Source organism: Luteimonas composti (assembly GCF_042678665.1).
GTDB lineage: Bacteria > Pseudomonadota > Gammaproteobacteria > Xanthomonadales > Xanthomonadaceae > Luteimonas > Luteimonas composti.
Genome location: NZ_JBHTKU010000001.1, coordinates 124,557 through 146,082, shown reverse-complemented (window position 1 = coordinate 146,082; position 21,526 = coordinate 124,557). Strand labels below are relative to the sequence as shown.

Here is a 21,526-nt window from a genome sequence, read left to right as displayed (position 1 = left end):
CAAAACGGCAACCTGCCGCCGGTTCCTATGGCTCCGGTTCAGATAACGGGCGCAAATCCGCCGGCAGCGACAGTCCATCCAGCCAGGCCCTGCCCCGGCTGCTGGCCGGATCGAGCCGCGCGGACCGGCCGCTGCCGGCCACCTCCAGATGCACGTGCAGGTCGGCCGGCGGCAGGCCGCCGGCCCCTCGCTCGGGCCATTCCACCAGCCACAGGCATGCGCCGGCGTCGTCCAGGCCCAGGTATTCCAGTTCGGCGGCGCCGCCGATCCGGTACAGGTCCAGGTGCAGCGCCTCGCTCCCCGCCGCCAGCGGGTAGCGTTCGACGAGGGTGTAGGTGGGGCTGCGGACGGTTCCGGTCACGCCCAGCGCGCGCAGCCAGGCGCGCGCCAGCGTCGACTTGCCGCTGCCCAGGTCGCCGTGCAGGTAGACCACGGCCGGCGCGGGTGCCGACGCAGCCAGCGCGGCGGCCAGGCCCTGGCTTGCCGCCTCGTCGGCCAGGTAGAGGCGAATCACGACACCGCCTCCGCGTTGGACCAGCGCCGCATGGAATCGAGCAGGTCTCCCGGCAGCAGGCCGCGCTCGCCGTCGCGCGCCGCAGTGTCGCCGGCGACCGCATGCAGCAACGCGCCGCAGCAGGCCGCCTCGAAGGCATCGAGCCCCTGCGCCCACAGCGCGGCAATGCAACCGCTGAGCAGGTCGCCCATGCCGCCCACCGCCATGCCCGGGTTGCCCGCGGCGACCACGCGCGGCACGCGGCCCGGCGCGGCGACCAGGCTGCCGGCGCCCTTGAGCACGACCACGCAGCCGTGCCTCTCCGCCAGCAGGCGGGCCGCGGCATACCGGTTGCCCTGCACCTCGGCCACGCGCATGCCGAGCAGGCGCGCCGCTTCGCCCGGGTGCGGGGTCAGCACGGTGTCGGCCCGCAGGGTGCGGGGTTCGCCTGCCAGCAGGTTCAGCGCATCGGCATCGAGCAGGACCCGACGGTCCGCCTCCAGCACGCGCCGGTACAGGGCGCTGCCCCACTCCGCCTGCCCCAGCCCGGGGCCGAGCGCCACCACGCCGGCGCGGGAGAGCTGCGGTTCCAGCAGCGCGGGCGTGTCGATCCCGCGCACCATCGCTTCCGGCCTGCGCGCCAGCGCGGGCGCCACGTGTTCTGGCCGCGTGGCGATGCCGACCAGGCCGGCACCGCAGCGCAGCGCCGCATCCGCCGCCAGCATCACCGCACCCCCCGTCCCGAGGTCGCCGCCCACGCACAGCACGTAACCGCTGTCGCCCTTGTGTGCGTCGCGCCTGCGCGGCGCCAGCCAGCCGGACAGGTCGCCGGCATCCAGCCGCAGTGCCGCCATGGGCACGTCGGCAAGCAGATGCGCGCATTCGAGCGGAGCGAGCGACAGCGCGCCGGTGCAGGCCAGGGCCGCGCCCGTGGCCAGCCCGGCGTGCGCGGCGATGAACTGCAGCGTGCGCGTGGCGCGAACCGCGGCGCCGGGCGCGGCGCCCGTGGCGGCGTCCACGCCGCTGGGGAGGTCCAGCGAAAGCACGGGCAGGCCGGCGGCGTTGATCGCCCCGATCAGCGCGGTCGCCTGCGCATCGGGCGCCCGCGCCAGGCCGATCCCGAACATGGCATCCACCACCAGATCGCTCTCGGCCAGCGGCATCCCCTCCCCGGCGTCCTCGACGCATCCGCCGGCCTCGATGAAGGCGGCGCAGGCGCGCTGCGCCAGCGACGTGCGCGGTGCATGCGCCTGCAGGCGCAGCACCCGTACCTGTCGACCGGCCAGCAACGCGTGGCGCGCCAGCTCGTAGCCGTCGCCGCCGTTGTTGCCGGGACCGCAGACCACGGCGATGCGATGCGCCTGCGGCCAGTGCCGCAACACTTCGCGCCAGGCCGCCTGGCCAGCGCGCGCCATCAGGATGAAGGCATCCCCGCTGCGCCCGGCGGCGCGCGCTTCGACCGCACGCAACGCGGCCACGTCGTACAACGGCGTGCCGCGGTGGTCGGGGTCGGCGTCCATCGCGCGGATTCTATACTGGTGCCGTGCCCCAGCCCCCCGCCAGCGCCGCGCGCGACGCGCGCCCCGATCCCGCGGCCCTCGCCCTGCGCATCAAGGCACTGGCGCGCGAGGCGGGCTTCCAGCGCTGCGGCATCGCCGGCATCGAACTCGGCGAGGACGAGGCGCACCTGCGCGACTGGCTGGCGCAGGGCCTGTATGGCGACATGGACTGGATGGCGCGCCACGGCGACAAGCGTTCGCGTCCGCAGGAGCTGGTGCCGGGCACCGTGCGCGTGATCTCGGTGGGCCTTGACTACGGGCAGGATGCGGACGCCGCGTGGCGCACGCTGGAGGACGGCGAACGGGCCTACGTCGCGCGCTATGCGCTGGGCCGCGACTACCACAAGCTGATGCGCAACCGCCTGCAGAGGCTGGCCGGGCGCGTGGCGGCCGAAGTCGGGCCGTTCGGCCACCGCGTGTTCGTCGATTCGGCGCCGGTGCTCGAACGCGCCCTGGCGCGCAACGCCGGCATGGGCTGGATCGGCAAACATACCTGCCTGATCGACCGCGACGGCGGCTCCTGGTTCTTCCTCGGCGAGATCTACGTCGACCTGCCGCTGCCGGTCGATCCGCCGGCCAGCGCGCACTGCGGCACCTGCGTGCGCTGCATCGAGGTCTGCCCGACCGGCGCGATCCTCGCCCCGCACCGGCTCGACGCGCGCCGCTGCATCTCCTACCTGACCATCGAGCACGAGGGCAGCATCGACGAGGCGCTGCGTCCGCTGATCGGCAACCGCATCTTCGGCTGCGACGACTGCCAGCTGGTCTGCCCCTGGAACAAGTTCGCGCGGCGCACCGACGAACCGGACTTCCGTGCGCGCAACCGCCTCGACCAGGCTTCGCTGGCCGAGCTGTTCGCCTGGACCGAGGAGCAGTTCCTGCAGCGCACGGAAGGCTCGGCGATCCGCCGCAGCGGCTACACGCGCTGGCTGCGCAACATCGCCGTGGCGCTGGGTAATGCGCCGTCGTCGCCCGCGGTGGTCGCGGCACTGGAGTCGCGGCGCGACAGCGTCGATCCGGTCGTGCGCGAGCACGTGCTGTGGGCGCTGGCCCGCCATCGACCCGCGCCGGATCCCGCGCTGCCGGCGACAGCCTGAACCGACGCGTCGCGCGAGCCGCTCAACCCTGGCGCGCCAGGATCTCCGCGAGCAGCGCGCGCGTCACCGGATCCTCCGCCCCGCCCTTGCCTTCCAGCGCCGGCAGCAGCCGGCTGGCGAGCTGCTTGCCCAGCTCCACGCCGAACTGGTCGAAGGCATTGATGCCCCAGGCCACCGACTGCAGGTAGACGCTGTGCTCGTACAGCGCGATCAGCGCACCCAGCGACTGCGGCGTCAGCGCGTCCAGCAGGAGCAGCGTGCTCGGGCGGCTGCCGGCGTAGGCGCGGTGCGGATCATCGCTGGCCTGGCCGTTGGCCAGCGCCTCGGTCTGCGCCAGCAGGTTGGCCAGCAGGGCGCGATGGTTGTCGGCATGGCCGTCCTCGCTACGTACCACGCCAATGAAATCGGCTGGCACCACCTGGGTGCCCTGGTGCAGCGCCTGGAAGAAACTGTGCTGGGTATCGGTGCCCGGGCCGCCCCACCACACCGGCACTGTATCGACGCCCAGCGGCGCGCCGTCCAGCCGCGCCGACTTGCCAAGGCTCTCCATCACCAGCTGCTGCAGGTAGTTGGGCAGCAGCTTCAGGCGCTCGTCGTAAGGCAGCACCGCCTGGGTCGACAGGCCCAGCGCGTTGCGGTTCCAAATCGCGGTCAGCGCATGCCACACGGCGAGGTTCGCGCGGGGCGCGGCCGATGCGACGTGCGCATCGAGTTCCGCCGCGCCTGCCAGCAGCGCTTCGAAGCGGTCCATCCCCAGCGCCAGCGCGATCGGGAAGCCGACCGCCGACCAGAGCGAGTAGCGCCCGCCCACCCAGTCCCACATCGGCAGGATGCGCCCGGGCGCGATGCCGAACGCGGCCGCGCGCTCGACGTTGGCGCTGACGCCATATACCCGCGCGTCGTCGCCCAGCCAGTCGCGCACGATGCGGCCGTTAAGCAGGGTTTCCTGGGTACTGAAGGTCTTGGAGATCAGGATCGCCGCGGTCTTCGCCGGATCCAGCCCGGCCAGCACGCGCTGCGCGGCGTTGCCGTCGACGTTGGACAGGAAATGCACGCGGAAGCGCGCGCCCGGCAGGGCCAGCGCATCGACCACCAGGCGCGGCCCGAGGTCCGAGCCGCCGATGCCGACGCTGACGATGTCGGTGACGTCGCTGGCCGACAACGCGTCTATCAGCGTGGCCATGCGGGTGCGCGCCTGGACCGCGAGCGCGGCGCATTCGCGCGCGACCTGCGCGTCGGACGCGTCGCCGCGCAGGGCGGTGTGCAGGGCCGCACGGCCCTCGGTCGCGTTGACCGTCCCGCCGTCGAGCAGGCGCCGCATCGCGCCGGGAAAGTCGGCCGCATCGGCCAGCGCGAACAGCGCGTCGAGCGCCGGCGCGTCGTAGCGCTGCCGCGCGAAACTGGCGTAGAGCGGACCGACCCGCAGCGACAGCGATTGCGCACGCGCCGGGTCGTCGTGGAGCAGCGAGGCGATGGAGGTGGAGTCCAGACGCTGTGCGTGGGACTGGAGGGTCGCGAAATCCGACATGGACGAAGCCTGCCTGTTTCCTTGGAAGTGGACGATGCGGATCAACCGCAACCGTGCGCGACGCAGCGTGCGCATCCACGGAGTATAGGGTCGATCGGCGGCGTGCCGATGCCGCGCTGTCGCGGCGAATGCGCGCACCGCGCATCGTTGCGAAGGCAACCAGATCGACGCAGAGTTCCCGGGGCGATCTGCCCAGCCGGCGCGCGCCCCGGCTCAGCCCGCGTCGAAGGCGAGGTTGTCGATCAGGCGGGTGTTGCCGATGCGCGCGGCGATCAGCGCCACCAGCCGGCCCGACGGCGCATCGCCCACCGGTTCCAGGTCCTCGCGCCGCAGGGCGGCGTAGTCCACCGCGAAGCCGTGGCCCTGCAGCCGCGCAGCCGCGTCGACCTCGGCCTGCGCCGGAGACACGCCCGCGCGCGTCGCCTCACGCATCGCCAGCAGGGTGCGATGGATCTCGGGGGCGGCGGCGCGCTGCGCCGCGTCCAGGTACTGGTTGCGCGAACTCATCGCCAGGCCGTCGGCCTCGCGCACGGTCTCGCCCGCCAGCAGTTCGATCGGGAAGGCCAGGTCGCGGACCATGCGCCGGATCACCGCAAGCTGCTGGTAGTCCTTGCTGCCGAAGGCGGCGACATCGGGCTGCACCTGGTTGAACAGGCGCGCCACCACGGTGGCGACGCCGTCGAAATGGCCGGGGCGATGCGCGCCTTCAAGCAGCTCGGTGACGCCGGGCACGCGCATCCGGACCGCCGCATCCGGGCCATCGGGATACATCGTCTCCACCGACGGCAGCCACAGCAGGTCGCAACCGGCTTCGCCCAGGCCCGCGGCGTCCTGCTCCGGCGTGCGCGGGTAGCGCGAGAAATCCTCGTTCGGCCCGAACTGGGTCGGGTTGACGAACACGCTGGCGACCACGCGGTCGGCCCACGTGCGCGCCAGCCGCACCAGCGAGAAGTGCCCGGCATGCAGGTTGCCCATGGTGGGCACGAAGCCCACGCGCAGGCCTTCGCGCTTCCAGCGCGCGACGTGCCCGCGGAGCACGGCGAGGTCGGTGACGATGTCGGTCATGGCTCAGTAGGCGTGTTCGGGGCCGGGGAAACTGCCGCCGCGCACCGCGGCCACGTAGGCGCGGACCGCGCCGGCGACCGAACCGCCTTCGGCCAGGAAATCCTTGACGAACTTCGGACGCCGGTGACCGGTGTCCAGTCCGAGCATGTCGTGCAGCACCAGCACCTGGCCGTCGCAATGCGGCCCCGCGCCGATGCCGATGGTGGGAATCGGCGAGGCGGCGGTGATCTCGGCGGCCAGCGCCGACGGCACGCATTCGAGCACCAGCAGCGAGGCGCCCGCCTCGGCCACCGCCAGCGCATCGGCGCGCAGCTGCGCCGCTGCGGCGGCCTCGCGGCCCTGCACCTTGTAGCCGCCGAAGCGCAGCACCGACTGCGGAGTGAGGCCCAGATGGGCCGACACCGGGATCTCGCGCGCGGCCAGGAAGCGGATCGCGGCCAGTTTGTGCGGGCCCGCGCCCTCGAGCTTGACCATCCCGGCGCCGGCCTGCAGCAGCCGCGTGGCCGCATCGAGCGCGCGCTCCGGCGTGGCGTCGGCCTGGAACGGCAGGTCGGCCACCAGCAGCGCGCGACGCAGGCCGCGAGCCACCGCCGCCACGTGGTAGGCCATGTCTTCGACGCTGACCGGCAGCGTCGAGTCGTGGCCCTGTACCACCATGCCGAGCGAATCGCCCACCAGGATGAGGTCGACGCCATTGGCATCGCATACGCGCGCGAAACCGGCGTCGTACGCCGTCAGCATCGCCAGGCGGCGGCCGGCCTGGCGCGCCTCGGCCAGCCCGGGGACGGTGATCGGCCTGTCTGCAGTGTCCATGCGGCTAGGGTATCGCTTCGATGCCCGCCGCATCCAATAGATCGAGCACATCGCCCACGCGGCCGTGCCCCGGGATCCGAGCGTCCGGTGCGATCTCGGCCAGCGGCACGAGTGCGAACGCGCGCTCGTGCAGGTGCGGATGCGGCACGCGCAGGCCGGGTTCGTCGACGGCCGCCTCGCCGTACAGCAGCAGGTCGAGATCGAGCGTGCGTGGCCCCCAGCGCCCGTCCGCGCCGGCCTCGCGTTCGCGGCCGTAGCGTTGTTCCACCGCCAGCAGCTGCGCGAGCAGTTCACGCGGCGCGAGCGAGGTTTCCAGCAGCGCGGCGGCGTTGAGGAAATCGGGCTGGTCCCGCCGGCCCCAGGCCGGCGTGCGGTAGAACCGCGAGGCGCGCAGCAGGCGCGAGCCGGGCAGCGCGTCCAGCGCCGCCAGGGCATCGCCCAGGGTGCGCGCGACGTCGCCGAGGTTGCCGCCCAGCCCGATGCAGGCGACGGCCGGGGTCATTCGCCGGCCGCGTGGCTGCGTCGCCGCCGGCGGCGACGCTTGCGCGGGCCGCCTTCGGTCCCGGCCTCGTCCGCGGACGCCGGGTGGTGCGCGATGGCGGCGTCCGGATTGCCCTGCGCCTCCTGCCAGAAGGCGATGTCTTCCTCGTGCGCCGGCGAGGCGGCGCGGCGCAGCACCAGGAAGTCGAACGCGGCGCGGAAGCGCGGATGCGAGAGCGTGCGCACCACCCGCTTGCGCTGGCGCAGGGAGAAGCGCGACTGCATCAACCAGATCTCCTGCATGGGCAGGGAGAACCTGCGCGGCAGGGCGATGGTGGACAGCTGGTGCAAGGTCACGCGATCGGCGGCGCGGCGCTCGGCCTCGACCGTGTTCAGGCCCTGCGCCTGGAGCGCCATCAGCGCGCGGCAGTAGGCCGGCCACAGCAGGACCGCGAACAGGAATGCGGGCGAGACCGGCTCGTCCGCGGCCACGCGCTGGTCGGTACCGCGCAGGCCCTCGATGACCATCCGCCGCAGCGCGCCGCTGCGGTTGGCCGCCAGCGCCGCCGCGCTCTCGGGAAACAGCGCCGCCAGCAGGCCGTGCCGCTCCAGGCCCTCGAAACTCGCCACCGCGTGCCCGGACAGGAACATCTTCAGGCATTCCTCGAACAGCCGCGCCGGCGCGGCTTCGGCCAGCAGCGAGCCCAGCGCCGACAGCGGTGCCGCGGTTTCGGCACCGATCTCGAAGCGCAGCTTCGCCGCCAGCCGGATCGCCCGCAGCATGCGTACCGGATCCTCGCGATAGCGCGTCGCGGGGTCGCCGATCAGGCGCAGCACCCGGTTGCTGACGTCCTCGAAGCCACCGACGTAGTCGCGCACCGAGAAGTCGGCGATGTCGTAATACAGCGCGTTGGCGGTGAAATCGCGGCGCACCGCATCGTCCTCGATGGTGCCGTAGACGTTGTCGCGCAGCAGGCGGCCGTCATCGTGGACCTGGCGGTCGCCGCTGCCGTCGTCGATGTTGGCGCGGAAGGTCGCCACCTCGATGATCTCGCGGCCGAACACCACGTGCGCCAGGCGGAAACGGCGCCCGATCAGGCGGCAGTTGCGGAACAGCTGGCGCACCTCCTCGGGCGTGGCGTCGGTGGCGACGTCGAAGTCCTTGGGTTCGAGCCCGGCGAGCAGGTCGCGCACGGCGCCGCCCACCAGGCAGGCCCGGTGGCCGGCTTCATGCAGGCGGTACAGCACGCGCAGGGCGTTGGGACTGATCGCTCGACGCGAAATCGGGTGCTGGTCGCGCGGAATGATCCTCAGCGCGGGAATCACGGGGGTGTTGGTCGGCATCGGGCCTGCTGGTTCCGGATCGGGGCCGACATGGGTGTATTCGACGGCCGTGTATCGCTGCTATACTAGCAAGCTGCACCGGCACCTTGGCCTTCCAGGGACGCCGGTGCAGCCGGAAAGTCCATCCGGCGCTGCTTCGGCGGCACCCCTGCTCCCTTCGTCTAGAGGCCTAGGACGTGGCCCTCTCAAGGCTAAAACACGGGTTCGAATCCCGTAGGGAGCGCCATCTTCCGCCCAGGGCCCGCGCAAGCGGGCCTTGTGCTTTCCGGGTCCAACCCCGGCCCGCCGACCGCCTGCGGCCGCGCCGAAGCGCCGGCGATCGCGCCGTCGCCGCCTGCTGCACACGCGCCGGGCGGATGGATGCGAACGCTTCGCACCGCTGGCGGCGCGGGTGCTCTAAAATCGCGTGCTGCCACGCCCGCCACCACGGAATCTTTGCGACATGCCCTTCGTCGTCACCGAGAACTGCATCAAGTGCAAGTACACCGACTGCGTCGAGGTGTGCCCGGTCGACTGCTTCCACGAAGGGCCCAACTTCCTGGTCATCGACCCGGACGAGTGCATCGACTGCACCCTGTGCGAACCCGAGTGCCCGATCAACGCGATCTATCCGGAGGACGACGTGCCCGCCGGCCAGGAGCACTACGCGGCGCTCAACGCCGAGCTGTCGAAGGAGTGGCCGGTGATCACGATGCGCAAGGATCCGCCGGCCGACGCCAAGGACTGGGAAGGCAAGCCCGACAAGCTCAAGCTGCTCGAGCGCTGAGCCGCCTGCCGCGGCCCGCGCGCGGCGCCGGCGCCGCCGAAGCCCGCACCGGCCGGCACCCCTCGTTATCTAGACCCGCCGACCCAGCATCCGCCGCAGGGTGCCGTCGCCGTCGACCAGATGATGCTTGACGGCCCCGGCCACGTGCAGCGCCAGCACCACCACCAGGGCATAGCCGATCCACTCGTGGGCGGTTTCGCCCAGCGTCGACAGCGCCTCGCTGTACGGCACCACCGCATGGGGTTCGGTCGGATGCGGACGCGACCGCATCAGCTCCAGCCCGAACACGCCGAAGCCGTTGCCGCTGGCGCCCGAATAGAGCATGCCGGTCAGCGGCATGGCCAGGACGCCCAGCAGGAGCGTCCAGTGGCTGGCCTTCGCCAGCCGCTGCTCGATGGCCGTGTAGCGGCCGACCGGCTTCGGCCAACCCTGCCCCAGCCGCCAGGCGGCCCGCGCCAGCAGCAGCGGAAGGGCGACCAGTCCGAGGGACTTGTGCAGGTCGTACAGGCCCCAGGCTTCGGCCAGCGCCATGTAGATGCCCACCGCCAGCAGCGGCAGGACGAGGGCGGCGACCAGCCAGTGCAGCCACAGGGTGGGCTTGCTCAATGCGTGCGGGGTGTCCACGGCGACTCCTGTATCGGGGAACGGAGGCGCGGGGCAGCACGCCCCGCGGCCGTGGCAGTCGAACAGGCTGGCGCGGGCGGCTCAATCGCGCTGACGCGGATGTCCGGATGGCGGGACGAACGTCCGGCAGGCGGGGTGTCGGGACAGGCGTCCGAGCGCGCGGGCGGCGATCCGCGCAGTCGTCGACGCCGACGCGTGCGCGGCCGCCAGTCGCCGCGATCGCTACGGGCCGCGGCCGTCGATCAGGCGTCGATGGCCGGAATGGCGCAGGACGCCTTCAGCACCGAGCGGTACTTCTTGCTCATGGGCACGACATGGCCGCCGCGCACGACCACCGAGCCGTTGCCTGCGGGCGTCCGGGTCATGTGCTGCAGGGACGACAGGTTCACCAGGTGCGAGCGATGCACGCGCACGAACTGTCCGGGCGGCAGGGTCCGCTCCAGCTGCGTGAGCGTTGAGCGCAGCAGGTAGACCTCGTCGCCGCAGCGGATGTCGACGTAGTTGCCGGCGGCGCTGACCACATCGATCTCGTAGAGCTGGACCAGGCGCTCGCGCCGGCCCTGCGACACCAGCAGCGTGGCCGACATCGCCGGCGCCGGATCCGGCTCCGGTTCCGAAGAGATGGCGGTCCGCACCAGTTCCCGGTCTTCGCGGCGTCCCGCCAGCTGCCAGGCGAGCACGACCAGCGCCAGCGCGGTGGCGTGCCGGGGCAGGAAATGCACCAGGCTGGACGCGGCGCGGGCGCCTTCCAGCACGTCCAGCCCGACCCGGCATGCGAGCGCGAGGCACAGCGCGGCGGCGCACAGCGCCCCATGGCGCCATGCCGCGCTCCGCGAGACCCCGGCCTTGGCCTGCGCGCGGCGGAAACCCGCCCACAGCAGCGGCGTGAGCAGCAGCCACATGCCCCATTCGCGCAGGGGCCAGGCGGCCGAATCGGCCAGGTCGACGGGCGCAGCCTCGACGATGGCGGTGTGGAGCACGCAGTAGACCGCGATCAGGCCCATGTAGGCGCCCCAGCCGATGAACGAACGCCGGCAGTCGTTCCATGCCGGCATCAGCGCCGCGCTTGCTGTCTGCGCCATGGCGAAGGTGCCTCCGTTTCCGGCGCCGCGACGGGATCGACCCGCCGCTGGCGTATCGCGAAGAGTCCTTGAATCAGCCCGGAATCAGGGCGCCAGCGCGGCCTTGAGGGCGGCGATCAGCCGCTGCGGCGCCTCGCCGCCGGCCGGCAGGCCGCGCGGATCGACCGCGGCGACATAGGCGCCGGTGTCGGTCTTGGTCACGCGCACCAGGAACTTGGTGTTGCCGTAGTCCACGTCGTAGGTGCCCAGCAGCTGGGCGCGGTTGACCACGGTCAGGCCCTCGGTGGCGGCCAGCACCTCGCCCACGCGGGCGAACACCTCGTCGCGCTCGCCGGCCACGGCGAAGCCATTGGGGGCCGGGCTGCCCGCGGCGGCCGTGCCCGAGCGGGTCACCGACCCGGTCTCTGGGAGCGCCATCGCGGTGGAGGTGTCGGGGCGGTCGAGGTCCGGCGGGACTTCCAGCGGCCGGGTCTCGGGGCTGCCGGCGTACAGATCGCTGCCCTTGCGGAACCACTTGCAGCCGCTGGTGCCGAGCACGGCCGCGGCCAGCAGGCCGATCGCGAGCACGCGGAACAGGGGGCGGGAATGACGCATCGTTGAAGTCTCCTGCGGAAAAGGGGTCAGGCCGCGAGCGGATCGCGGAGGCTGTGCTCGATTGCCACCGCGGCGGCGGCGATGCGCACGGCCGCGGGTTGGTTGGCCGCGCTCAGTACGGTCAGCGGCAGGCGCGGGCCATGTCCCACGCCCAGCAGGGCGAGCGCGGCCTTGACCGGGATCGGATTGGGCTCGAGCGAGGCAAACTGGTGGAACTGCTCCAGGCCGGCATTCCAGTCCAGCGCCTCGGCGCGGCGCCCGGCGCGAGCCAGGTCGCACAGCCGGCGCATGGCCGCCGGGACCAGGTTGGAGACCACCGAGATCACGCCGTCGGCGCCGGAGAGCATGGCCTCCGCGGCGGTGGCGTCGTCGCCGCCCAGCACGGAGAAGCCCTCGCGGCGCAAGGCGAACCATTCGGCCATGCGCGCCGGATCGGCCACCGCCTCCTTCACGCCGACGATCCGGGGATGGTCGACCAGGCTGGCCACGGTCGCCGGCTGCAGGTCGCAGCCGGTGCGCGCGGGCACGTTGTACATCACGATGGGCAGCGCGCCGTCCTCGGCCAGGGCGCCGTAGTGCGCCAGCAGTCCGGCCTGGGTGGGACGTACGTAGGGCGGCGTCACGACCAGGGCGGCGTCGGCACCGAGCGTGGCGGCGCGACGGGTCTGTTCGATCGTCTTTCCGGTGGCCGAATATCCGGTTCCGGCCAGCACCGGGATGCGCCCGCCGATGGTCTCGACCGCGGTGCGCAGGAGCGCGTCGTATTCCACGTCCAGCAGCGAGGCCGCCTCGCCGGTCGAACCGGCCACGACCACAGCCTGCGTCCCGGCCTCGCACTGCGCCTGCAACAGTCGCCGCCAGGCGTCGAGATCGAGTTCTCCCGTCGCGGTGAACGGCGTCGCCAGCGCGGTGATGCTGCCGGAAAGTCGCAAGGGCCAGGTCTCGTGCGAAAGCGCCTGGAACCGGGCGCGTGAACGGATATTTCGGTGCCCGCATGTTACTTGCGGCCCGGAAGCACGGGCAAGTATGCTGCCCCCATCGCCGGGCGATGCCCGGGCCACCGTTCATCACGAACTTCACCGCACCATTACGGACCTTCGCCGCGGACGCCGCCTTGACCGATCCTGACACCGCATCCCGGCCCTCGCCGAACGAGAACCACCTGCTGATCAACGCCTATACGACGCATCCGGCATCTCCCCTGCTGGCCGTGTCGCGGCGCATCGCGGACAGTGGTTGCAACCTCGTCGACACGCGTCTGTCGACCGTCGGCCGCGACGTGTCGGTGACCGCGCTCGCCACCGGTTCCTGGGATTCGGTGGCCAAGCTCGAGGCGATGCTCACCCGCCTGGAGCGCGAGGAAGACCTCAAGCTGGTGTGGTACCGCACCGGCCCCAAGCCGATCCAGTCCAACCTGCTGCCCTACATCGTCGAGGTGGTGGCCGCCGACAAGCCGGGCATCCTGTTCCAGCTCGCCGACTTCTTCGACCGCCAGGGCATCACCATCGAAAGCCTGCACTGCTCGCGCTACCGCGCCATGCAGACCGGCGCGGACATGTTCTCGGCGCAGGTGACCATCGGCGTGCCGGCGAACATGCACATTGCCGCGCTGCGCGACGACTTCCTCGAGTTCTGCGACCACCTGAACCTCGACGCGATCATGGATCCGATGAAGTTCTGATCCCACGGAATGACGGTGGAATGATCGCAACCGGCAAGGCCCTTCCCAAGTCCACGCTGAAGCTGCCGCTGGCGCTGTCCGGCGGCGCCAGCGCGACGCTCGCCGACTACGCCGGCCGCTGGCTGGTGCTGTACTTCTATCCCAAGGATTCCACCCCCGGCTGCACGACCGAGGGGCTGGACTTCAATGCCCTGCTGCCGCAGTTCGAGGCCCTGGGCGCCGACGTGCTGGGCGTGTCGCGCGACTCGGTGAAGTCGCACGACAACTTCTGCGCCAAGCAGGGGTTCCGCTTCCCGCTCGTGAGCGACGCCGACGAGGCGCTGTGCCGCGCCTTCGACGTGATCCACGAGAAGAACATGTACGGGCGCAAGGTGATGGGGGTGGTGCGCAGCACCTTCCTGGTCTCGCCCGACCAGCGCCTGGCCGGCGAGTGGCGCGGCGTCAAGGTCGCCGGCCACGCCCAGGCCGTACTCGATGCACTGAAGGCCGCACGACCCGCGTGACCCCTTTCCCGGACCGTCGCCACCGCCGCCCTGCCCCGCAGGCCGCGGCGGCGCGCGGCCGCGCCCGTCTTCCCGCCGCCAGGAGGCGAATGCTCCGATGATGACCCACGGCAAGCGCATCTACGTGCTCGACACCAACGTCCTGATGCACGATCCCACGGCGCTGTTCCGGTTCGAGGAGCACGACGTGTTCCTGCCGATGCAGGTGATCGAGGAACTCGACAACGGCAAGAAGGGCACCTCGGAAGCGAGCCGCAACGCGCGCCAGGTCAGCCGTTTCATCAACGAACTGATCGAGGCCCAGGGCACCGACAAGATCGAGAGCGGCCTGCTGCTCGAACGTCCCAACGGCCTGCAGCTGCGCGGTGCGGCCAGCATCGGCAAGCTGCGCTTCCAGACCACGGTGCCGAAGGAGGACAAGACCTCGTTCGGCGCGGTCGCGCCCGACAACCGCATCCTCGGCGCGATCCTGCAGCTGCGGCGCGAGTCGCCCGAACTGCCGGTGGTGTTCGTGTCCAAGGACATCAACCTGCGGATCAAGGCCGCGATCGCCGGCCTGGTCAGCGAGGACTACGAGAACGACCGGGCGCTGGACGATTTCAGCCTGCTCTACACCGGCGCCACGCCGCTGCCCGAGGATTTCTGGACCCGCCACGGCAAGGACCTGCGCTCGTGGACCGACCGCGGCCGCACCTTCTACGAGGTGGCGGTGGACGAGGCCGGCGACTGGCATCCCAACCAGTACCTGTACCTGCCCGGCGACGACGACGCGGAGTTCCGCGTCGCCCGCGTGGAGGGCGGCAAGGCGGTGCTGCAGATCGTCGACGACTACCGGCGAAGCCAGCACTCGGTCTGGGGCATCACCGCGCGCAACCGCGAGCAGAACTTCGCGCTCAACGCGCTGATGGACCCGGAAATCGACTTCGTCAGCCTGCTGGGCACCGCCGGCACCGGCAAGACCCTGCTCGCCCTGGCCGCCGGCCTGGCCCAGACCATGGACCAGCAGCGCTACCGCGAGATCATCATGACCCGCGCCACGGTCAGCGTGGGCGAGGACATCGGCTTCCTGCCCGGTACCGAGGAAGAGAAGATGACGCCGTGGATGGGCGCGCTGACCGACAACCTCGAGGTGCTCACCCACAACCAGGAAGGCGGCAGCTGGGGCCGCGCGGCCACCAACGACCTGCTGGCCAGCCGGATCAAGATCCGCTCGCTCAACTTCATGCGCGGGCGCACCTTCCTCAGCCGCTGGCTGATCCTGGACGAGGCGCAGAACCTCACGCCCAAGCAGATGAAGACGCTGATCACCCGCGCCGGCCCCGGCACCAAGATCGTGTGCCTGGGCAACGTCGAGCAGATCGACACGCCCTACCTCACCGAGACGACCTCCGGCCTGACCTACGCGGTGGACCGCTTCAAGAACTGGGCGCACAGCGCGCACGTCACCCTGCGCCGTGGCGAGCGCTCGCGGCTGGCGGACTACGCGTCCGAGGTACTGTAGGCCCCGCAAGCCGGCCCGCCCTGACCGGGCCGCCGGGATGAGCGGACCGGCGGCATCGTCCCGCCGCAGCGCGACGGGGTGCGACGCCGGCCGCGCCCGCGTCGCAGCGCATGGCGGCGCCGTGCCGGGCGCACCCGCAACGCAGGCCCCGCAGCCGGCCTTCGCGACACGCGCACGGTCCCGATGCACAATGCCGGCATGAGCCGACGCGGCAGCGAAACCGCCCCCAAACCCAGCCGCGCCGACTCGCGCCCCAGCCTGCGCGAGCGTTTCGACGCGATGCGCAACATCCCCCCGTTCCTGCGCCTGATCTGGGGCACCAGCCGCACGCTGACGCTCACCGCCATCGGCCTGCGCCTGGTCCGCGCCTTCCTGCCGGTCGCGATGCTGTACATCGGCAAGCTGATCATCGACGAGGCGATCCGCCTGGTCGGGCTGGACGCGGGATTCGACCTGCTCGACGAGGCCTGGCGGTCCGGCGAGCTGCGTCCGCTGATGTGGCTGCTCGCGCTCGAATTCGGGCTCGCCATCCTGTCCGACCTGCTCGGCCGCCTGGTCAGCTATGCCGACGGCCAGCTCTCGGAGCTGTTCACCAACGCCACCAGCGTGCGCCTGATGGAGCACGCGGCCACCCTGGATCTCGAGGACTTCGAGGATCCCGACCTGCAGGACAAGCTGGACCGGGCGCGGCGCCAGACCATGGGCCGGATGAGCCTGATGGGCCAGCTGTTCGGGCAGATGCAGGACGCCATCACCGTGGTGAGCTTCGCCATCGGCCTGCTGGTGTATGCGCCATGGCTGATCCTGCTGCTGGCCATCGCCCTGGTCCCGGCCTTCGTCGGCGAGTCGCATTTCAACGCGCTGGGCTACTCGCTCAACTTCCAGTGGACGCCCGAGCGCCGGCAGCTCGAGTACGTGCGCCAGACCGGCGCCAGCGTCGAGACCGCCAAGGAAGTGAAGATCTTCAACCTGCACCGCTTTCTGGTGGACCGCTACCGGACGCTGGCGCAGAAGTTCTACCTCGCCAACCGCGCGCTGGCGCGGCGGCGTGCGGTCTGGGGCACCCTGCTCGCGGCACTGGGCACGCTCGGCTATTACATCGCCTACGGCTACATCGCCTGGCGCACGGTGCGCGGCGATTTCACCATCGGCGACCTGACCTTCCTGGCCGGCAGCTTCCGGCGGCTGCGGCAGCTGCTCGAGGGCCTGCTGATCGGCTTCTCGCAGGTCGCCGGGCAGGCGCTGTACCTGGACGACCTGTTCTCGTTCTTCGAGATCGAACCGGAGATCACGTCGCCCGAAAACCCCCTGCCCTTCCCCGACCCGATCGCGCGGGGCTTCGTATTCGAGGACGTGGGTTTCCGTTACCCCGGCGCCGAGCGCTGGGCGGTACGGCACATGGACTTCGAATTGCGCGCGGGCGAAGTGCTGGCCCTGGTCGGCGAGAACGGCGCCGGCAAGACCACCCTGGTCAAGCTGCTGGCGCGCCTGTACGACCCCGACGAAGGCCGCATCCTGCTCGACGGCCGCGACCTGCGCGAATACGACATCGACGCGCTGCGCGCCAACATCGGCGTGATCTTCCAGGACTTCGTGCGCTACCACCTGACCGCCGGCGAGAACATCGGCGTCGGCCAGATCGACCGCATGGACGACCGCGCCCGCATCGAGGACGCGGCAAGGCGGGCGATGGCCGACGAAGTGATCGCCTCGCTGCCCGGGGGCTACGACCAGCTGATCGGCCGCCGCTTCAAGACCGGCGTCGACCTGTCCGGCGGCCAGTGGCAGAAGATCGCGATCGCCCGTGCCTACATGCGCGACGCGCAGGTGATGATCCTCGACGAGCCCACGGCCGCGCTGGACGCGCGCAGCGAGTTCGAGGTGTTCCAGCGCTTCAAGGAGCTGTCCGACGAACGTACCGCGGTGCTGATCTCGCACCGCTTCTCCAGCGTGCGCATGGCCGACCGGATCCTGGTGCTGGCCGATGGACGGGTCGAGGCCAGCGGCACCCACGACGAGCTGATGGCCCAGGGCGGCCGCTACGCCGAACTGTTCGAGCTGCAGGCGGCGGGATATCGCTAGCAACCGACGGGCATGACGCCCATTGCGCTACCAATGTCCGTAGAGCGCACGCTCACTTGCCCGCGCGCGGGTCGACTGGAGCCGATGGCAGCGTGCGACACCAGCAGCAAAAGCGCAGGCGCCGCCACCGCAAGCCGGGCCCGGTCGCGGCCGGCAGGTGTTCGCAGCGAAATCAAGGAGGAGGCATCCGCCTGCAGGCGGACGCCGGAGGACATTCGCGGAGAAGACCCGGCGGCCGCGGCCGGGCCCCTCGGGTAGCGATGTCTCCGCGGCCGGAAGAGCAAAGCTCAGAGCCCAAGGGTCCGCCGGATCACGCCCCCCGCCCGCACGCGCAACAAGCTGTCCCGGACAAAATGCCCGCAGCCAAGATGAGAACCGATCTCATCGCTCCGCTATAATGCGCGGCTGACTCTCCCCGACCTCCCCGCATGTCTTCCGCTTTCGGCACCGAGACGGTGCTGGACGTCCGCCACTGGACGGACAGCTACTTCAGCTTCACCACCACCCGCGACGACGGCTTCCGCTTCGAGAACGGGCAGTTCGTGATGATCGGGCTGCAGGCCGAGGGCAAGCCGCTGCTGCGCGCGTACTCGATCGCCAGCGCCAACTGGGAGGAGCAGCTGGAGTTCTTCAGCATCAAGGTGCCCGACGGCCCGCTGACCTCGCGCCTGCAGCACATCCAGCCGGGCGACCAGGTGCTGGTGGGTCGCAAGCCCACCGGCACCCTGCTGATCCACGACCTGCACCCGGGCCGCAACCTCTACCTGCTGGGCACGGGCACTGGGCTGGCGCCCTGGCTGTCGGTGATCAAGGATCCGGAAACCTACGAGCGCTTCGAGCGCGTGATCGTGGCCCATGGGGTGCGCCGCGCGGGCGACCTGGCCTACCGCGACTACCTGGTCAACGAACTGCCGCGCCACGAATTCCTGGGCGCGCAGATCAGCCGCCAGCTGCTGTACTACCCGGCGGTGACCCGCGAGTCCTTCGACTGGGAGGGCCGCGACCAGCGCGGCCGCCTGACCGACCTGCTCGACAGCGGCCGCATGGCCGCCGACCTCGGGCTCGAACCGCTGGATCCGGGCCGCGACCGCGCCATGATCTGCGGCAGCCCGCAGATGCTCTCCGACTTCCGCGCCCTGCTCGACCGGCGCGGTTTCGTGGCCGCGCCGCGCATCGGCACGCCGGGCGACTACGTGTTCGAACGCGCCTTCGTCGAGAAGTGACCCCACCCGCGCGCCGCGGCCGGCTTCGCGGCTACAATCCACGCACCCTTCGGAGGCATCGCAATGAAGATCCTGGTTCCTGTCGACGGCAGCGAGACGAGCACGCGCGCCCTCAAGCACGCGCAGGCCCTGGCCCGTTCGTTCGCCAAGCCCGGCAAGTTGATCGTGGTCGCGGTCGACGACGCGCTGTTCCCCGGCGTCGAGCGCAAGATCGGCGCGGAGGCCGCGCAGCGCCACCACCAGGAAAACTTCGAGCGGATGCTGGCCCCGGCCCGCAAGGCGCTGGCGCGCAGCAAGGTGGCCGTCGAGTTCGTGGAAGTGGTGGACGCGGTCGCCGACGGCATTATCGGCATCGCCGCGAAGCGCAAGGCGGACCTGATCGTGATGGGTTCGCGCGGCAGCGGCGCGATCAAGGGCACCCTGCTCGGCTCGGTCTCGATGAAGGTGCTGGCCGGCGCCCAGGTTCCGGTCACCATCGTCCACTGAACATGGCGGCGCGGCGCCGCCGCGCCCGCCTCAGCCCAGCGCCGCCTCGATGCGGGGACGCAGCGCTTCGGGCGTCTCGCTGGGCGCGAAGCGGTCGAGCACCCGGCCATCGCGCCCCACCAGGAACTTGGTGAAGTTCCACTTGATCGCACCGGTGCCGAGCAGGCCACGCTTCTCGCGCTTGAGCCAGGCCCACAGCGGATGGGCGTTGGCCCCGTTGACCTCGACCTTGGCGAACATCGGAAAATCGACACCGTAGTCGAGCGTGCAGAAAGCGTGGATCTGCGCCTCGTCGCCCGGCTCCTGGTGGCCGAACTGGTCGCAGGGAAAACCCAGCACCACCAGGCCGCGCTCGCGATAGTCCTGCCACAGCTGCTGCAGGCCCGCGTACTGTGGCGTGAAGCCGCACCTGGAGGCGACGTTGACGATCAACAGCACCTTGCCCGCATACGTCGACAGGTCGACCTCGCGACCGTCGATGGCGGTGGCCCGGAACTGCTGCACGGTTGCCACGTTCAGCGCCCGCCGGCGAGGACCGGCACCGGATCCGCGAACGGCTTGACGCCCAGCTCGGTCAGGATTTCGGCGGGGTAGTAGGCCACCTCGCCCTTGATCACGGTGGCGACGCGCCGCAATGCCGCGATGTCGGTGGTCGGATCGCCATCCACCAGCACCAGGTCGGCCAGCTTGCCGGGGACGATGCTGCCCAGGCGATCGAGCGTGCCGGAATACTTCGCGCCGTTCCAGGTCGCCACCTGCAGGGCCTGGGCCGGAGTCAGCCCCGCGCGCACGTACAGCGCCAGCTCGTGGTGCAGGGTGAAGCCGGGCACCTCGTCGGTGCCTGCCACCAGCGGGACGCCGGCGCGCCAGGCGCGGCCGACGAAGTCCACCATCTTCGCGTAGGACGCGCGGAAACGCTGGCCGGTGGCGTCGTCGGGGATATCCATCTCGGCCGCGCGCCGGCCGCGCTGCACGTCCGGCGGCAGGTGGTCCTCGATGCCGGCGAAGATCGGCGAGATCTCGCCATTGCGCTGGTGCAGGAACTCGAAGGTGGCCAGGGTCGGGTCGATCACGATCTGGCGGTTGGCCAGGGTGGCGATGAAGTCCTGCACCGGCTTCGAATCCAGGTCCAGGTCGGCCAGCTCGCGCGCCGGCAGGTAGAAGCGCTCCAGGGTTCGGGTATCGGTGTCGGGCTCGACCAGGAAGTTGAGCATCAGCTGGTTGATGTGGCTGACCTCGTCGTAGCCCGCCTCGATCGCGTCCTGCGCGCGCAGGAACACCGGGACGTGCCCGGTCACCCGCAGGCCCTTTTCGTGGGCATAGGCCACCGTCTGCGGCAGGATCTCCTTCGGGAAGGAGTTGTAGATCTTCAGGTAGGGATAGTCGTGCGCGGCGTACCAGTCGATCGCCTCGCGCGCGCCCGCCAGGTCGCTGACCACGAAGCCGTTGCGCGCCGACTGCTGGCTTTCGCCCTCCAGGAAGCCCGCCGGGACGATGCGCGGCATCAGCAGGGTGCCGGCGCGCTCCTCGGCCATCAGCTGCTGCAGCGTCGCATTGTCGTTGCCCATGTCGCGCAGCGAGGTCACGCCTGCCGCCAGCTGCAGGCCGCCGTCCCAGCGCGAAGCGTGCGCGTGCATGTCGAACAGCCCGGGCAGCAGCACCCGGCCCGCCGCGTCGATCACCTGGTCGGCCTGTGCCCGGTCGCTGCCGGCCGCACCGACCGCCACGATGCGCCCACCTTCCAGACGCACGTCGGAAGCATCGCCAAGCCTGACATGCTCGCTGTCGAACACGCGCGCGTTGCGGATCAGGGTGCTGCCCTTCAGCGGATGCGCCAGCCGCTGCTGCAGCGACACCAGCGCCTCGGCTTCGGCGGCCTTCTGCAAGCCTTCCAGTGCGTCGGCATTGGCCTCCCAGCCCGCCTCCACCATCTGCAGGAAGCCCGGGAAGATGAAGGCGAACAGGCGCGGCCGCGCCTCGACCGTCGCCCAGACGAAGCCGGGCGTGAAGCCGACGCCGGTGACCGCCATCAACTGCACCTGGCGGGTCTCGTTCCCGCGCGTGACCTCGGCCGTCGCGACCTGGCGCGCGCTCAGCGTGCCGCTGGGGATCAGCGGCAGGCGGCCGTCGGGGCGCGCGGCCATTGCCGCGAGCGCGACCGAAGTCACCGCAGGGGAGCCCCCGAGCGGCGAATACTGCGCGCCCGCCTCGACGCGCTGTTCGCCCCGGTCGGAGGTCGAGCGCCAGCGTGCCATGCCGTCGACCAGGGAGAACTCCTCGTCGACCGGCGCGCCGAAGGTGGAGCTGCCCTGCACCTTGTAGGTCCGCAGGGTCCCGTCGTCGTTGAGTGTGAAAGTCTCCCTGAGTTCGGGGCCGCGGCCGTTGTCCTTGAACACGAACTCGCTGCGGACCACGCCGTCCTCGCCGGTGTCGATGGTCTGGTGCCCGGCAGGCTTGCCGCCGTCCACCAGCACCACGTAGCGCAGCGGCCCGGCCGCCTGGAGGGGGCCGGCCAGGGCCAGCAGGATCAGGCACAGGCGTAGATGGCGCTTCATGTCGATCTCCGGTGGGTCCCGGGCACCCGGCGGGAGCCGGGGCGGCGGCC

At 71.2% G+C, this 21,526-nt stretch carries 21 protein-coding genes and 1 tRNA gene; 9 read left to right on the top strand and 13 right to left on the bottom strand.

Features of this window, described 5'->3' with window-relative positions; genetic code table 11:
• Positions 1-25: 25 nt before the first annotated feature.
• Both tsaE and ACFQ2D_RS00680 read right to left on the bottom strand, forming a co-directional pair.
• Entirely contained in the window at positions 26-514 is a 489-nt protein-coding gene (gene tsaE / locus ACFQ2D_RS00685) for a tRNA (adenosine(37)-N6)-threonylcarbamoyltransferase complex ATPase subunit type 1 TsaE (RefSeq protein WP_280941683.1), read from the bottom strand.
• The gene (locus tag ACFQ2D_RS00680; RefSeq protein WP_280941682.1) at positions 511-2,013 is read right to left on the bottom strand and encodes an NAD(P)H-hydrate dehydratase; all 1,503 of its coding nucleotides are present in this window, start codon (positions 2,011-2,013) and stop codon (positions 511-513) included. Before ACFQ2D_RS00680 ends, tsaE begins: the two co-directional genes overlap by 4 nt.
• Before the next feature lie 23 nt (positions 2,014-2,036).
• On the opposite strand from ACFQ2D_RS00680, the gene queG reads away from it, so the two are divergent.
• Entirely contained in the window at positions 2,037-3,149 is a 1,113-nt protein-coding gene (queG, locus tag ACFQ2D_RS00675) for a tRNA epoxyqueuosine(34) reductase QueG (RefSeq protein ID WP_280941681.1), read from the top strand.
• A 22-nt stretch (positions 3,150-3,171) separates the two neighbouring features.
• Here queG and pgi read toward each other — a convergent pair whose 3' ends face one another.
• From pgi to pcnB, 5 genes are all read right to left on the bottom strand, one after another.
• Positions 3,172-4,677 carry a glucose-6-phosphate isomerase gene (pgi, locus tag ACFQ2D_RS00670; protein ID WP_280941680.1) on the bottom strand — a complete coding sequence of 502 codons (1,506 nt, stop codon included), beginning with the start codon at positions 4,675-4,677 and terminating at the stop codon, positions 3,172-3,174.
• Between the two features lie 213 nt (positions 4,678-4,890).
• On the bottom strand, positions 4,891-5,742 hold the full coding sequence (gene panC, locus ACFQ2D_RS00665; RefSeq protein ID WP_280941679.1) for a pantoate--beta-alanine ligase: 852 nt from the start codon (positions 5,740-5,742) through the stop codon (positions 4,891-4,893).
• 3 nt (positions 5,743-5,745) lie between these two features.
• Positions 5,746-6,555, bottom strand: a complete 810-nt coding sequence (gene panB / locus ACFQ2D_RS00660; protein WP_280941678.1) for a 3-methyl-2-oxobutanoate hydroxymethyltransferase — start codon at positions 6,553-6,555, stop codon at positions 5,746-5,748.
• 4 nt (positions 6,556-6,559) lie between these two features.
• Complete coding sequence (folK, locus tag ACFQ2D_RS00655) at positions 6,560-7,057, bottom strand: 2-amino-4-hydroxy-6-hydroxymethyldihydropteridine diphosphokinase (protein ID WP_280941677.1); 498 nt, start codon at positions 7,055-7,057, stop codon at positions 6,560-6,562.
• Complete coding sequence (gene pcnB / locus ACFQ2D_RS00650) at positions 7,054-8,379, bottom strand: polynucleotide adenylyltransferase PcnB (RefSeq protein WP_280941676.1); 1,326 nt, start codon at positions 8,377-8,379, stop codon at positions 7,054-7,056. The genes folK and pcnB overlap by 4 nt, the downstream gene beginning before the upstream one ends.
• A gap of 150 nt (positions 8,380-8,529) precedes the next feature.
• Here pcnB and ACFQ2D_RS00645 point away from each other — a divergent pair.
• Together ACFQ2D_RS00645 and fdxA are read left to right on the top strand one after the other, a co-directional pair.
• A tRNA-Glu gene (locus ACFQ2D_RS00645) sits at positions 8,530-8,605 on the top strand.
• A 216-nt stretch (positions 8,606-8,821) separates the two neighbouring features.
• A complete protein-coding gene (gene fdxA, locus ACFQ2D_RS00640; protein ID WP_280941675.1) occupies positions 8,822-9,145 on the top strand; it encodes a ferredoxin FdxA in 324 nt (107 codons plus the stop codon).
• 69 nt (positions 9,146-9,214) lie between these two features.
• On the opposite strand, the gene ACFQ2D_RS00635 is transcribed toward fdxA, so the two are convergent.
• From ACFQ2D_RS00635 to dapA, 4 genes are all read right to left on the bottom strand, one after another.
• Positions 9,215-9,769 carry a cytochrome b gene (locus ACFQ2D_RS00635; RefSeq protein WP_280941674.1) on the bottom strand — a complete coding sequence of 185 codons (555 nt, stop codon included), beginning with the start codon at positions 9,767-9,769 and terminating at the stop codon, positions 9,215-9,217.
• 242 nt (positions 9,770-10,011) lie between these two features.
• Positions 10,012-10,851, bottom strand: coding sequence for a LytR/AlgR family response regulator transcription factor (locus tag ACFQ2D_RS00630; RefSeq protein WP_280941673.1), 840 nt, complete (start codon positions 10,849-10,851; stop codon positions 10,012-10,014).
• A gap of 84 nt (positions 10,852-10,935) precedes the next feature.
• Positions 10,936-11,445, bottom strand: a complete 510-nt coding sequence (locus tag ACFQ2D_RS00625; RefSeq protein ID WP_280941672.1) for a hypothetical protein — start codon at positions 11,443-11,445, stop codon at positions 10,936-10,938.
• A gap of 26 nt (positions 11,446-11,471) precedes the next feature.
• Positions 11,472-12,377 carry a 4-hydroxy-tetrahydrodipicolinate synthase gene (gene dapA, locus ACFQ2D_RS00620; protein WP_280941671.1) on the bottom strand — a complete coding sequence of 302 codons (906 nt, stop codon included), beginning with the start codon at positions 12,375-12,377 and terminating at the stop codon, positions 11,472-11,474.
• 116 nt (positions 12,378-12,493) lie between these two features.
• On the opposite strand from dapA, the gene ACFQ2D_RS00615 reads away from it, so the two are divergent.
• From ACFQ2D_RS00615 to ACFQ2D_RS00590, 6 genes are all read left to right on the top strand, one after another.
• Positions 12,494-13,126, top strand: coding sequence for a glycine cleavage system protein R (locus ACFQ2D_RS00615; RefSeq protein WP_280941670.1), 633 nt, complete (start codon positions 12,494-12,496; stop codon positions 13,124-13,126).
• Positions 13,127-13,146: 20 nt separating this feature from the next.
• Positions 13,147-13,629, top strand: coding sequence for a peroxiredoxin (locus ACFQ2D_RS00610; protein ID WP_280941669.1), 483 nt, complete (start codon positions 13,147-13,149; stop codon positions 13,627-13,629).
• A gap of 100 nt (positions 13,630-13,729) precedes the next feature.
• Positions 13,730-15,130, top strand: coding sequence for a PhoH family protein (locus ACFQ2D_RS00605; RefSeq protein ID WP_280941668.1), 1,401 nt, complete (start codon positions 13,730-13,732; stop codon positions 15,128-15,130).
• A 198-nt stretch (positions 15,131-15,328) separates the two neighbouring features.
• The gene (locus ACFQ2D_RS00600) at positions 15,329-17,212 is read left to right on the top strand and encodes an ABC transporter ATP-binding protein (protein ID WP_280941667.1); all 1,884 of its coding nucleotides are present in this window, start codon (positions 15,329-15,331) and stop codon (positions 17,210-17,212) included.
• Between the two features lie 428 nt (positions 17,213-17,640).
• Positions 17,641-18,435: a ferredoxin--NADP reductase gene (locus ACFQ2D_RS00595; RefSeq protein WP_280941666.1), complete on the top strand. Its 795-nt coding sequence runs from the start codon at positions 17,641-17,643 to the stop codon at positions 18,433-18,435.
• Between the two features lie 63 nt (positions 18,436-18,498).
• The gene (locus tag ACFQ2D_RS00590) at positions 18,499-18,921 is read left to right on the top strand and encodes a universal stress protein (RefSeq protein WP_280941665.1); all 423 of its coding nucleotides are present in this window, start codon (positions 18,499-18,501) and stop codon (positions 18,919-18,921) included.
• A gap of 30 nt (positions 18,922-18,951) precedes the next feature.
• On the opposite strand, the gene ACFQ2D_RS00585 is transcribed toward ACFQ2D_RS00590, so the two are convergent.
• Complete coding sequence (locus ACFQ2D_RS00585) at positions 18,952-19,434, bottom strand: glutathione peroxidase (RefSeq protein WP_386795504.1); 483 nt, start codon at positions 19,432-19,434, stop codon at positions 18,952-18,954.
• A 2-nt stretch (positions 19,435-19,436) separates the two neighbouring features.
• Positions 19,437-21,476 (bottom strand): amidohydrolase family protein, encoded by a 2,040-nt coding sequence (locus ACFQ2D_RS00580; RefSeq protein WP_280941664.1) that lies wholly within the window; start codon positions 21,474-21,476, stop codon positions 19,437-19,439.
• Between the last annotated feature and the right edge of the window lie 50 nt (positions 21,477-21,526).

Excerpts from the sequence above, each read along its gene's own strand:
- ACFQ2D_RS00595 (WP_280941666.1), top strand. The coding sequence starts at position 17,641 with ATGTCTTCCGCTTTCGGCACCGAGACGGTGCTGGACGTCCGCCACTGG.
- ACFQ2D_RS00580 (WP_280941664.1), bottom strand. The coding sequence starts at position 21,476 with ATGAAGCGCCATCTACGCCTGTGCCTGATCCTGCTGGCCCTGGCCGGC.
- fdxA (WP_280941675.1), top strand. The coding sequence starts at position 8,822 with ATGCCCTTCGTCGTCACCGAGAACTGCATCAAGTGCAAGTACACCGAC.
- panB (WP_280941678.1), bottom strand. The coding sequence starts at position 6,555 with ATGGACACTGCAGACAGGCCGATCACCGTCCCCGGGCTGGCCGAGGCG.
- ACFQ2D_RS00590 (WP_280941665.1), top strand. The coding sequence starts at position 18,499 with ATGAAGATCCTGGTTCCTGTCGACGGCAGCGAGACGAGCACGCGCGCC.
- panC (WP_280941679.1), bottom strand. The coding sequence starts at position 5,742 with ATGACCGACATCGTCACCGACCTCGCCGTGCTCCGCGGGCACGTCGCG.
- ACFQ2D_RS00610 (WP_280941669.1), top strand. The coding sequence starts at position 13,147 with ATGATCGCAACCGGCAAGGCCCTTCCCAAGTCCACGCTGAAGCTGCCG.
- ACFQ2D_RS00615 (WP_280941670.1), top strand. The coding sequence starts at position 12,494 with ATGCCCGGGCCACCGTTCATCACGAACTTCACCGCACCATTACGGACC.
- ACFQ2D_RS00605 (WP_280941668.1), top strand. The coding sequence starts at position 13,730 with ATGACCCACGGCAAGCGCATCTACGTGCTCGACACCAACGTCCTGATG.
- pcnB (WP_280941676.1), bottom strand. The coding sequence starts at position 8,379 with ATGCCGACCAACACCCCCGTGATTCCCGCGCTGAGGATCATTCCGCGC.
- ACFQ2D_RS00625 (WP_280941672.1), bottom strand. The coding sequence starts at position 11,445 with ATGCGTCATTCCCGCCCCCTGTTCCGCGTGCTCGCGATCGGCCTGCTG.
- ACFQ2D_RS00600 (WP_280941667.1), top strand. The coding sequence starts at position 15,329 with ATGAGCCGACGCGGCAGCGAAACCGCCCCCAAACCCAGCCGCGCCGAC.
- ACFQ2D_RS00630 (WP_280941673.1), bottom strand. The coding sequence starts at position 10,851 with ATGGCGCAGACAGCAAGCGCGGCGCTGATGCCGGCATGGAACGACTGC.
- folK (WP_280941677.1), bottom strand. The coding sequence starts at position 7,057 with ATGACCCCGGCCGTCGCCTGCATCGGGCTGGGCGGCAACCTCGGCGAC.
- ACFQ2D_RS00680 (WP_280941682.1), bottom strand. The coding sequence starts at position 2,013 with ATGGACGCCGACCCCGACCACCGCGGCACGCCGTTGTACGACGTGGCC.
- pgi (WP_280941680.1), bottom strand. The coding sequence starts at position 4,677 with ATGTCGGATTTCGCGACCCTCCAGTCCCACGCACAGCGTCTGGACTCC.